Genomic DNA, 11,762 nt, shown 5'->3' with positions numbered 1-11,762 from the left:
CCATGAGAACGGCCCTCATAGACCGCCGCGATTTCCTGCGGGCCGCAGGTGCCAGCTTCGCCGCCGTCATGGCGCCGCGCGCCTGGGCCGAGATGCTGGCGGCGGACGCGGTGTTTGCCACGGCTTTCGTCAAGCGCGACGGCAGCTTCGGCGCCGCTGTGCTCTCCGAGGCCGGCAATATCCTGCATACGGTCGATCTGCCGGATCGCGGCCATGACGTCGCTTTCGATCCGGTGTCGAAACGCTCGGTTGTCTTTGCCAGGCAGCCCGGCACTTTCGCGGTCGTCTTCGACCATGCCGGCCGCGACAAGCCTTTGACCATCGCCAGCATCGCCGGCCGGCATTTCTTCGGCCATGGCGTGTTTTCACCCGACGGCCACCTGCTCTATGCGACCGAGAACGATTTCGACAACGCCGCCGGCGTCGTCGGCATATATGACGCGCGGGCGAAATTCAGCCGCATCGGCGAGTTCCCGACCTACGGCATAGGGCCGCACGAGCTGCTCCTGCTTGGCGATGGCCGAACGCTTGCCATTGCCAATGGCGGCATCGAGACCCATCCCGACTATGGCCGCGCCGAGCTCAACATCGCCACGATGAAGCCGTCCTATACGCTGGTCGACCGCATTAGCGGCGACCTGATCGAAAAGCACGAATTGCCGGCGGCGCTGCATCAGCTGTCCATCCGCCACATGGACCGCGACCAGGCGGGCACCGTCTGGTTCGGCTGCCAGTATCGCGGGCCGGCGACTGATCGCCCGGCGCTGGTCGGCCGCGCGGCGCGCGGCAAGGAGCTCGAGCTCATGGAGATGCCAAAGGACGTGCTCTCCGGCTTCCGCAACTATATCGGTTCCGTCGCTGCGAATGCCGCGACAGGCACTGTGGCCGTCACTTCGCCGGAGGGAAACTCGCTGGCCGTCATCGATGCCGCCAGCGGGCGTGTGGTCGCGACCAGATCGCTGACAGAGGTCTGCGGCCTTGCGCCTGACGGCGCCGGCTTCATGGCAACGACGGGCTTCGGCCAGATCGTCGGCGGCGCCGGCGCGACCCGTTCCGAGCCGGACTATGTCTGGGACAACCACATGCTGCGCATAGCGGCCTCGGCCTGACGGTCGGCAAGGGATGTGGCCCCTGGTGTCAATCGGAAGCAAAGCCGCTTAACATTTCTCTACCTTGGCCCTTGCGGTGGCGGGCCATGCCGGGCAGAGGGAATTGTGTTTCGATCCAGTTCTTTAACCGGCCAAATGAAGCTGCCTGAATGAAGCCGACCCTATGAAGGTGCTTGCCATTGATTGCGCCGCCAACCTCTGTGCCGCCTGCGTCTATGATGCAGGCGCGGAGAGGGAACTTGGCCGCGAGGTGCGCGATCTCGGCAAGGGGCATGCCGAGCATCTGATGGCCGTTATCGAGACGGCCCTGCAAGCCGGCGGGATCGGCTACCGCGATCTCAACGCTGTTGCCGTCTCGATCGGACCCGGGTCCTTCACCGGCCTGCGCGTCGGCGTCTCGACCGCGCGCGGCCTGGCGCTGGCGCTGAAGATCCCGGCGATCGGGGTGACGACGTTGGAAGCCCTGGCGGCGGAGGGCGCGGAAATTTTTCCCGGGCGCGCGGTGCTTGCCGCGCTCGATGGCGGCCGCGAGGAAATCCATGCGGCGCTCTATGATGAAACGTTAGTAGAAACTTACGGACCTTCGGTTGCCACGCTTTCCGAAGCGACGACCATGGCCATCGGCGCCGAAGCGGTCCTTGTCGGGACGGTCGCGCCGCAGATCGGCACGGCGGCCGGGCGTCCCTTCGACACCGGCCCGGTCGCCGCCACCGCCGACATTGCGACCTACGCCAGGCTGGCCTCGGCCAGGGAGCCGGGCGAGAAGCCGAAGCCACTCTATCTGCGCGGCGCCGACGCCAAGCCGCAGGCTGGTTTCATTCTTCCAAGACAAGGCCATGATCCCAAAGGTCGGAAGGGAGACCATGATCCCAAAAAGCGGGACCCGGTCTTTGCGAAGGATCATGGTCCAAAGGGAAAAGTCTCCTGATGCGCATTCCGTTCTTTCGACCGCGCCGCAGGGACTATGCGCTGGAACCGCTGACGGTTGCCGACAGCGCCGCTGTTTCGGTGCTGCATCGCGAGGATTTCGTGCGACCCTGGACCGATGGCGAGTTCGCCGCGCTCCTCGAGCAGGACACGGTGTTCGGCTATGCGGCGCGGGAAACCGGTCAAGGCGCCAAGCCGCCGGTCGGCTTCGTCCTGGCGCGGCTCGCGGCCGGCGAGGGCGAGATCCTGACCGTGGCCGTCGCCCGTTCGCATCGCCGCCAGGGCCTCGGCTGGCAGTTGATGGACGCGGTGCTGCGCGAACTTCACGCGCAGCGCGCGGAAGCGCTGTTCCTCGAGGTCGACGAGACCAATGCGCCGGCGATCGGGCTTTACCGCAGGCTTGGCTTCCGCCAGGTCGGCCATCGGCCGAACTATTATCGCTCCACCGAGCACGGTCCGACCGGCGCGCTTGTCATGCGCCGCGATCTTCGCTAGCCAGACGGCGGGCCGAGGCGGAAGCGCATGATCAAGAAGTTGCGGATTTTCCTGGCGCTCGGTCTTGTCGTCGTCTGTTCCCTGGTGCTGGTGCCGCTGCAGATGCTGTCGATGAAGACGGGACTCTGGCCCGAAACCTTCATCCTGAAAATCTGGCACGGCATGATCCTTCGGGCGCTCGGCATGCGGGTGCATGTGAAGGGCGCGCTGGCCAGGGAGCGCCCTCTGCTGGTGGCGGCCAACCACATTTCCTGGACCGACATCATGGTGCTCGGCTCCTTTGTCGATGTGAAGTTCATCGCCAGGGCCGACATAGAGGGCTGGCCGCTGATCGGCATGCTGTCGAAGCTGCAGCACACCGTCTTCATCGAGCGCGAGCGCAAGCGCACCTCCGGCGACCAGGCAAGCGAGATCGGCAGGCGTATGACCAAGGGCGATGCCATGGTGCTGTTCGCTGAAGGCTCGACCGGCGACGGCAATCTCATGCTGCCGTTCAAGAGCACCCTGTTCGGCGCGGCCTCGATGGCGATTTCGGAGGGCGCGGCGGACCAGGTCTTCATTCAGCCCGTGGCGATCGCCTATACGCGGTTGCACGGCATGCCGATGGGCCGGCGCCACCGACCGATGGTCTGCTGGATTGGCGACCAGGATCTGATGCCGCATCTGAAGGGTCTGCTTGCCGAGGGCGCGATCGACGCCGAGGTGCATTTCGGCGAGCCGGTGCCGTTCTCCAAGGGCTCGAGCCGCAAGGAAACGGCTCGGCTGATGGAAGCCAAGGTGCACGAGATGATGCAGGCCATCCTCGCCGACCCGGCCAAGAGCCGGTGAGTCCGCGCTGCACGACGCGCTTCGGGCAGATTCGTCTGTTTTTTGTCACGGAAAGGCGCTAGAAGCCGCCCAATGGAATTGAACACGATCGAAAGCCACGGCATCGGCATTGCGGCGGAGCATTCGGCCGGCACTGACCGGACGGCGAAGAAGGTCTTCGTCAAGACCTATGGCTGCCAGATGAACGTCTACGATTCCCAGCGCATGACCGATGCGCTGGCCGCTGACGGCTATGTCGCCACCGACGCCGTGGAAGACGCGGATCTGGTGCTGCTCAACACCTGCCATATCCGCGAAAAGGCGGCGGAAAAGGTCTATTCCGAGCTTGGCCGTATCCGCGACATGAAGGCTGAACGCGCCGAGGCCGGCCGCGAGCTTCTGATCGGTGTCGCAGGCTGCGTGGCGCAGGCCGAGGGCGCGGAGATCATCCGGCGAGCCCCGGCGGTCGATCTGGTGATCGGCCCGCAGACCTACCACCGGCTGCCCGACGTGCTGGCGAGAGTCCGTGGCGGCGAGAAGATCGTCGAGACCGAATACGCCATCGAGGACAAGTTCGAGCATCTGCCGCAGCCGAAGCGCGCCGAGATCGCCAGGCGCGGCGTCACCGCCTTCCTGACGGTGCAGGAAGGTTGCGACAAGTTCTGCACCTTCTGCGTGGTGCCTTATACGCGCGGCTCCGAGGTCTCGCGCCCGGTCGCGCAGATCGTCGCCGAGGCCGAGCGCCTTGCCGAAGCCGGCGTGCGCGAGGTGACACTGCTCGGCCAGAACGTCAACGCCTGGCACGGCGTCGGCGAAAATGGCGAGGAATGGGGCCTCGGGCGCCTGCTGTTCCGGCTGGCGGAAATCCCCGGCCTTGCGCGGCTGCGCTACACAACAAGCCATCCGCGTGACATGGACGACGAACTGATCGCCGCGCATCGTGACTTGGCCGTCCTGATGCCCTATTTGCATCTGCCGGTGCAGTCTGGCTCCGATCGGATTTTGAAGGCGATGAACCGCCGCCATACGGCGCGCGACTATATGGAGCTCATCGACCGCATCCGTGCCGCCCGCGCCGACATCGCCATGTCTGGCGACTTCATCGTCGGTTTTCCCGGCGAGACCGACGAGGATTTCGAGGCGACGCTGAAGCTGGTTCGCGAGGTGAACTACGCCTCGGCCTTCTCGTTCAAATATTCGCCGCGCCCCGGCACGCCGGGCGCCGAAATGGACGGCCATGTGGCGGAAGCGGTGAAGGACGAGCGGCTGCAGCGCCTGCAGGCGCTGCTGCTGAAGCAACAGCAGGATTTCGGCTTGAGTCTGGTCGGCAAGACCATCGGCACGCTGATCGAGAAGCCCGGTCGGCAGGTCGGCCAGAAAGTCGGCCGCTCGCCTTGGCTGCAGCCGGTTATTGTTGACGACAAGGCCGGCGGAATCGGTGACATTATCGACGTGCGAATCACAAGGACGGGCTACAATAGCCTGTTCGCCGAGTTGGCCTGATGCATGTCGCTCAAAAGTGCCCGTGGTTTCGGGACAACGACATGCATAGCCACAAGCCTCGGCAGATGAGGAGAGACGGTTGAGCGCTGCTGAACTGAAGAATTCGCCCCAGAACCAGGCGTCCGGGGCTTCCGACATGGCGCACATCGTACTGACCTTCGACAACAACAAGCTTGCCAGCGCCCTTTACGGTCAGTTCGATGAGAATTTGGCCCGGCTCGAACAGAAGCTCGGCGTCGACATCCGCTCGCGCGGCAACCAGCTTGCGATCAAGGGGTCGGCTTCGGCCGCCGAACAGGCGCGCCGCGCGCTGGATACGCTCTATGGCATCCTGCAGAAGGGCGTCGACATCGGCCAGTCGGATGTCGACGGCGCCGTTCGCATGGCGATCGCCGCCGACGATCAGCTGACGCTGCCCACTCTGGAGCGCAAGGGCAAGGTTTCGGCCGCCCAGATCTCGACGCGCAAGAAGACGATCTATGCCCGTTCGCTGACGCAGGACGCCTATATGCGGGCGCTGGAGCGTTCGGAAATGGTCTTCGGCATCGGCCCGGCCGGCACCGGCAAGACCTATCTGGCGGTGGCGCATGCGGCCATGCTGCTCGAACGCGGCATGGTCGAGCGCATCGTGCTGTCGCGTCCCGCCGTCGAGGCTGGCGAGCGGCTGGGCTTCCTGCCCGGCGACATGAAGGAGAAGGTCGATCCTTATCTCAGGCCCCTCTACGACGCGCTCTACGACATGATGCCGGCCGACAAGGTCGAGCGGGCGATCGCGGCCGAGGTCATCGAGATCGCGCCCTTGGCCTTCATGCGCGGCCGCACGCTGGCGCATGCGGCGGTGATCCTCGACGAGGCGCAGAACACCACGCCGATGCAGATGAAGATGTTCCTGACCCGTCTCGGCGAGAACTCGCGCATGATCGTCACCGGCGATCCGACCCAGATCGACCTGCCGCCCAACACCAAGTCGGGCCTGGTCGAGGCGCTGCGTATCCTCGACGGTGTCTCGGGCGTCGTCACGGTCCGCTTCAACGAGGGCGACGTGGTGCGGCATCCGCTGGTCGCCGAGATCGTCAAGGCCTATGACCGCGACGGCAAGCTCGCCAGGGGTCTCGGCACCGAGAGCTGATCAAGGCCCATGGCTGAAAATCAGGAATCCAGCGGCGCAGCGCCGGTCGACATCGATATTTTCGTCGAGGCCGGCGACTGGCCCACGGAGGCCGAGTTGACGCGCCTGGTCGATCAGGCGGTCGCGGCCGCCTTTGCCGAAACCGGCGCGGGCGGCGCCTCGGAGCTCAGCATCGTCTTTTCCGACGATGCCCATATCCAGACGCTCAACGCTGAATGGCGTGGCAAGGACAAGCCCACCAACGTCTTGTCTTTCCCGGCTTTTTCGTTCGCGAAAGACGGCAAGCTGCCGCCGATGCTGGGCGATATCGTGCTGGCTTCCGAGACGGTGGTGCGTGAGGCCGCACTGGAAAACAAGCCGATTGCGAACCATATCACCCATCTCGTTGTCCATGGCCTCTTGCATCTTTTAGGCCATGATCACGAGACCGACGCCGAGGCCGAGGAGATGGAAGCGATCGAGCGCGCGGCGCTTGCGAGGCTTGCCATTCCCGATCCCTACGCGTAACAAAAAAGCTCAATTGACCCGATGGCGATGAACGATAAACCAGAAACTGCCGCCCGTCCGGACGCCGGCAGTGCTGCCAAGTCTTCCGAAAAGACGGAAGAGGGCTCCAGTCCGAGTATTCCGACCGGCAGCGCGGCCGCGGAGCCGACGCATGCCGGTCCTTCCCTCTTCGACCGCGTGCTTGGCCTGTTCCGGCACCGCAATGGCACCAGCCTGCGCGAGGAGATCGCCGACGCGCTCGCAGAGACGACGAGCGATGTCGAATCCTTCTCGCCCGGCGAACGCGCCATGCTCAACAACATCCTGCGCCTGCGCGAAGTGCGGGTCGAGGACGTCATGGTGCCGCGTGCCGACATCGAGGCGGTCGAGATCAACACCACCCTTGGCGATCTGCTCGGCCTGTTCGAACAATCCGGCCATTCGCGCATGCCGGTCTATGCCGAGACGCTGGACGATCCGCGCGGCATGGTCCACATCCGCGACGTGCTTGCCCACATCACCAAGGTCGCCCGCGTCAAGAAGGGCCGCGCCAGCCGCAAGACGCCGGCGACCACGGCGCTCGACCTTGCCCAGGTCGATCTGGCGCGCACCATCGGCGACCTCAACCTGATCCGGCCGGTGCTGTTCGTGCCGCCCTCCATGCTTGCCTCCGACCTGATGGGACGCATGCAGACGAACCGCACACAGATGGCGCTGGTCATCGACGAATATGGCGGCACCGACGGCCTCGCCTCGCTGGAAGACATCGTCGAGATGGTGGTCGGCGACATCGAGGACGAGCACGACGACGACGAGCCGATGATCACCCAGACCGGCGATGGCGTGTTCGTCGTCGACGGCAAGGCCGAGATCGACGAGGTCGCCAAGATGATCGGCGGGGAATTCGCCGCCGGCGAGCATGGCGAATATGTCGACACCATCGGCGGCATGATCTTCAACACGCTCGGCCGCGTCCCAGCGCGAGGCGAAGTGGTGCAGGCCATTCCGGGCTTCGAATTCCACGTGCTCGACGCCGACCCGCGCCGCGTCAAGCGCGTGCGCATCGTCCAGAGCCAGAAGGGCGAACGCCAGCGCCGCCGCGCCGCGCGCACCGAACAAGCGTGATATTATAGCCCGATGCCGGTCGACGACCCATTCAAGCACGCCGTCCTTGGTTCCGGCGTCTTCTACAGGGATCCGCGAGCGGCACTTGCTTGGCTGCAGGCTGCCTTCGGCTTCGAGCCGAGCATGCTGGTGAGCGACGCCGGCGGGCGGCTCGTCCATGCCGAAATGCGCTTTGGCGACGGCTATATCATCGTCGATTCCGAGTGGGATGGGCATATCGCCAGCCCGGCCTCTGTCGGCGGCAAGAACACGCAGTCGGTTTATGTCCGCTTGTAGCGAGACATCGACGCGCATTGCGAGAAAGCGCGCGCGGCAGGCGCGAAGATTGTCGAAGAACCCGCCGACCATTTCTATGGCGAGCGGCAATATCGTGCCCGCGACCCCGAAGGCCATATCTGGACATTCACCCAGACCATGCGCGTGGTGCCCAGGGACGAGGCCGAGCAACTGAGCGGCCTGCGCATCGAGGGCTGGCACAGATAGCGCGGCCGTGAATCAGGCGGCGCTCATCTGGGTTTGGATCAGGCGGCGGGGCCTGTTAAATCTCTGGCTGCCTGATTCGCACGACTTGGGAAGCTGGATGCAGCGCTTTGCCGGCCGGATAATTCTGCTGTGGGGGTGGCGGCGGTCGCTGATTGCGTTCCTCGCGGGCGCGCTGGCGGTGCTTGCCCAGGCGCCTTACGATTTCTTCGCCGTCTGCTTCGTTTCGTTTCCGGTGCTTGTCTGGCTGCTCGACGGTGCCACCGGCGAGGCGTCGGATGGCTGGCTCAAGCGCCTGCGGCCGGCTTTCGCTACCGGCTGGTGGTTCGGCTTCGGCTATTTCCTCGCCGGTCTCTGGTGGATCGGCCAGGCATTGTTGGTCGAGGCCGACAGCTTCGCCTGGGCCTTGCCCTTCGCCGTTGTCGGCATCCCCTTTGCGCTCGCCTTCTTCTATGGCCTTGCCGCCGTGGTGGCGCGGCTGTTCTGGAGCAGCGATATCGGCCGCATCGCCGCCCTTGCCTTCGGCTTCGGTCTTGCCGAATGGTTGCGCGACTTTGTCTTTACCGGCTTTCCCTGGAACGCGGTCGGCTACGCGGCGATGCCGGTGCCGCTGCTGATGCAGAGTGTGTCGGTGACCGGCATGATCGGCATGAACGCGTTGGCGGTGTTCCTGTTCTCCTTGCCGGCGCTGGTCGCGGCGCGCCGGCACCTGAGGCTGGGCGTTGCCCTGTTCGTCGTCCTCGTCGCCGCTGATGTCGGCTTCGGCTATTTCAGGCTCGCCGCCCCGGTCAAACCGACGCGCTCGGTCGATGTCCGCATCGTCCAGCCCGCGGTCGATCTCAGCGAGAAATGGGACGCCTCGGTGCGCGACCGCATCTTCGCAACTTTGCTGGGGATATCTGGGAAGGCGCCGGAACAGGGCCACGCCAAGCCGCAGCTCATCCTATGGCCGGAAACCTCGGTGCCGTTTCTGTTCACCGAGCGTCCGGACGCGCTGACGGCGCTGGGCGACATGCTGGCCGGCGGCCAGATGCTAATTGCCGGTATCGTGCGCGACGAGGGCGGATCGGCGAATGCCGGCAGCCGCTATTACAATTCCGTAGTGGCGATCAACGACAAGGGCGAGATCATCGATGCCGTCGACAAGGTGCATCTGGTGCCCTTCGGCGAGTATCTGCCCTTCGCCGACCTTTTCGAACGCCTCGGCATAGGCCAACTCGTTGCCGGACCGATGAATTTCGCCGCCGGCAACGAGCGGCATCCGATCAGCGTGCCGGGCGGCCTGCGTGCCGCGCCGTTCATCTGCTACGAGGTGATTTTTCCCGATCTCGTGGCCGTTGACGCCGCATCATCCGACCTGATTGTGAACGTCACCAACGATGCCTGGTTTGGCGACACGCCAGGCCCGTATCAGCACTTCAGGCAGGCCCAGATTCGTGCAGTGGAGAATGGATTGCCTCTGTTGCGCGCGGCTAACAACGGCATCTCCGCAATTGTCGATTCGCGCGGGCGCATTGTCGATGCGCTTGCCGTCAACGCGCGCGGCGCCATCGACGCGCATGTGCCGGTTTCCGGCCGCGCAGTTTTGTCCGCCGACCAGCGGCGCATTAACGGATTGCTGATCATATTGGTGTTTGCGCTTGCCGCCTTCACATTGAATGTAAGGCAGCGGCTACGGGTGAATTGACAGTCGGCACATTAGAAACTCATACTGTAACGCCTAAAATTTTCTCGAAGTCGGTTGGAGGGTTCTGTTGGGGCAGGTGGCTCCGGCTTCATATGGGCGGAACAAAATAGAAAAAGCCGGAAAAATTCGGCGAGGAAAAAATGACAGAAGAGAACAAGAAGAAGCCGAATCCGATCGATATCCACGTCGGGAGTCGCATCCGGCTGCGCCGCAATATGCTTGGAATGAGCCAGGAAAAGCTGGGCGAAAACCTCGGCATCACGTTTCAGCAGATCCAGAAGTATGAAAAGGGCACGAACAGGGTTGGCGCCAGTCGTCTGCAGGCGATCGCCTCCATCCTGAGCGTTCCCGTCGCCTTCTTCTTCGAGGACGCCCCGGGCGAGGGGACCGCCGGCGGCAATCGGGGATTTGCCGAAGACTCCTCGATGGCGTTCGCCATCGAATTCTGCGGCAGTCCCGAGGGGCTTCAGCTCAACCGGGCTTTCGTCAAGATCGGCGACGTAAAAGTACGCCGCCGGATCATCGATCTGGTGAAGGCGCTCTCCGCCGAGGAAGCCGATTGATTTTTACCTATGCCACTGGCGTCCTGCCGCCGGTGGCATAGCCGGCTTTGCCTACATTCATGCCAGAACCGTCGCGCCGCTTGACGAGCAGTGCCCGGCACCGCTAACACGTGGCGCGCCAAAATCGGCAGCCTGCCGATCTTTTTTCAAGAGGGGACACCCGTGACGCGGCAGAACTATCTCTTCACCTCGGAATCCGTCTCCGAGGGTCATCCCGACAAAGTCTGTGACCGTATCTCCGACGAGATCGTCGATCTGGTCTATCGCGAAGCCAAGAAGACGGGCATGGATCCGTGGAAGGTTCGCGTCGCCTGCGAAACGCTGGCCACCACCAACCGCGTCGTCATCGCCGGCGAGGTTCGCGTCCCTGTCACGCTTTTGAAGAAGGACAAGGCGGGCAACGTCCTGATGGATGCGTCGGGCCACCCTGTGGTCAACCCGGCCAAGTTCAAGTCGGTTGCCCGCAAGGCGATCCGCGAGATCGGCTACGAGCAGTCGGGCTTCCACTGGAAGACCGCCAAGATCGACGTGCTGCTGCACGGCCAGTCGCCCGATATCGGCCAGGGCGTCGACAACGCCTCCGACCGCCAGGGCGAGGAAGGTGCCGGCGACCAGGGCATAATGTTCGGTTACGCCTGCCGCGAGACGCCCGACCTGATGCCGGCGCCGATCTATTACAGCCACAAGATTCTCGAACTGCTGGCCGCCGCGCGCCATGAAGGCAATGGCGAAGCCGGCAAGCTCGGCCCGGACGCCAAGAGCCAGGTCACCGTGCGCTATGCCGACGGCAAGGCGGCGGAAGTCACGCAGATCGTGCTCTCCACCCAGCATCTCGATGCGAGCTGGGATTCCAACAAGGTTCGCAAGGTCGTCGAGCCCTATATCCGCGAGGCATTTGGCGACTTGAAGATCGCCGAGGACTGCAACTGGTACATCAACCCGACCGGCAAGTTCGTCATCGGCGGGCCTGACGGCGATGCCGGTCTCACCGGCCGCAAGATCATCGTCGACACTTATGGCGGCGCGGCGCCGCATGGCGGCGGCGCCTTCTCCGGCAAGGACACCACCAAGGTCGACCGTTCGGCGGCCTATGCGGCGCGTTACCTTGCCAAGAACGTGGTGGCGGCCAAGCTTGCCGACCGCTGCACCATCCAGCTCTCCTACGCCATCGGCGTCGCCCAGCCGCTGTCGGTCTATGTCGACCTGCACGGCACCGGCAAGGTGGACGAAGCGAAGCTCGAGGATGCGTTGCGCAAGGTTATGGACCTGTCGCCGTCGGGCATCCGCCGTCATCTCGACCTCAACAAGCCGATCTACGCGAAAACCTCGTCCTACGGCCATTTCGGCCGCAAGGCCGGTCGCGACGGTTCCTTCTCCTGGGAGAAGACTGACCTCGCCAAGGCCCTCAAGGACGCGGTTGCCGACGCGATTGCCGCCTGACGGCGTCGCAA

General features: G+C 64.2%; 13 protein-coding genes. All 13 read left to right on the top strand.

The annotated features are described in order from the left end of the window. The first annotated feature begins 2 nt into the window (after positions 1-2). The 13 genes from AC0L2L_RS19010 to metK all read left to right on the top strand — a co-directional run bounded on the left by AC0L2L_RS19010 (position 3) and on the right by metK (position 11,751). Entirely contained in the window at positions 3-1,109 is a 1,107-nt protein-coding gene (locus tag AC0L2L_RS19010; protein WP_473580164.1) for a DUF1513 domain-containing protein, read from the top strand. A 163-nt stretch (positions 1,110-1,272) separates the two neighbouring features. Further along, entirely contained in the window at positions 1,273-2,037 is a 765-nt protein-coding gene (gene tsaB / locus AC0L2L_RS19005; RefSeq protein ID WP_473580162.1) for a tRNA (adenosine(37)-N6)-threonylcarbamoyltransferase complex dimerization subunit type 1 TsaB, read from the top strand. Next, entirely contained in the window at positions 2,037-2,531 is a 495-nt protein-coding gene (locus AC0L2L_RS19000; RefSeq protein WP_473580161.1) for a GNAT family N-acetyltransferase, read from the top strand. Before tsaB ends, AC0L2L_RS19000 begins: the two co-directional genes overlap by 1 nt. A 27-nt stretch (positions 2,532-2,558) precedes the next feature. Then, positions 2,559-3,359, top strand: a complete 801-nt coding sequence (gene olsA / locus AC0L2L_RS18995; RefSeq protein WP_473580159.1) for a lyso-ornithine lipid O-acyltransferase — start codon at positions 2,559-2,561, stop codon at positions 3,357-3,359. A 72-nt stretch (positions 3,360-3,431) separates the two neighbouring features. After that, positions 3,432-4,841: a tRNA (N6-isopentenyl adenosine(37)-C2)-methylthiotransferase MiaB gene (miaB, locus tag AC0L2L_RS18990; RefSeq protein WP_473580158.1), complete on the top strand. Its 1,410-nt coding sequence runs from the start codon at positions 3,432-3,434 to the stop codon at positions 4,839-4,841. Positions 4,842-4,977: 136 nt separating this feature from the next. Beyond that, positions 4,978-5,970, top strand: coding sequence for a PhoH family protein (locus AC0L2L_RS18985; RefSeq protein ID WP_245273473.1), 993 nt, complete (start codon positions 4,978-4,980; stop codon positions 5,968-5,970). A 9-nt stretch (positions 5,971-5,979) separates the two neighbouring features. Then, complete coding sequence (gene ybeY / locus AC0L2L_RS18980) at positions 5,980-6,477, top strand: rRNA maturation RNase YbeY (protein ID WP_473580156.1); 498 nt, start codon at positions 5,980-5,982, stop codon at positions 6,475-6,477. Between the two features lie 27 nt (positions 6,478-6,504). Continuing rightward, positions 6,505-7,581, top strand: coding sequence for a hemolysin family protein (locus AC0L2L_RS18975; RefSeq protein WP_473580154.1), 1,077 nt, complete (start codon positions 6,505-6,507; stop codon positions 7,579-7,581). 12 nt (positions 7,582-7,593) lie between these two features. Next, complete coding sequence (locus AC0L2L_RS18970) at positions 7,594-7,857, top strand: VOC family protein (RefSeq protein WP_473580152.1); 264 nt, start codon at positions 7,594-7,596, stop codon at positions 7,855-7,857. A gap of 6 nt (positions 7,858-7,863) precedes the next feature. Next, complete coding sequence (locus tag AC0L2L_RS18965; RefSeq protein ID WP_473580347.1) at positions 7,864-8,064, top strand: VOC family protein; 201 nt, start codon at positions 7,864-7,866, stop codon at positions 8,062-8,064. 97 nt (positions 8,065-8,161) lie between these two features. Continuing rightward, on the top strand, positions 8,162-9,748 hold the full coding sequence (lnt, locus tag AC0L2L_RS18960) for an apolipoprotein N-acyltransferase (RefSeq protein WP_473580150.1): 1,587 nt from the start codon (positions 8,162-8,164) through the stop codon (positions 9,746-9,748). A 140-nt stretch (positions 9,749-9,888) separates the two neighbouring features. Then, a complete protein-coding gene (locus AC0L2L_RS18955) occupies positions 9,889-10,311 on the top strand; it encodes a helix-turn-helix domain-containing protein (protein ID WP_473580148.1) in 423 nt (140 codons plus the stop codon). 162 nt (positions 10,312-10,473) lie between these two features. Further along, positions 10,474-11,751: a methionine adenosyltransferase gene (gene metK, locus AC0L2L_RS18950; RefSeq protein WP_473580146.1), complete on the top strand. Its 1,278-nt coding sequence runs from the start codon at positions 10,474-10,476 to the stop codon at positions 11,749-11,751. The last annotated feature ends 11 nt before the right edge of the window (positions 11,752-11,762 follow it).

Source organism: Mesorhizobium sp. WSM4832, from assembly GCF_055811115.1.
The sequence above is the reverse complement of the archived record's forward strand: the minus strand, read 5'-3'. Positions and strand labels throughout refer to the sequence as shown.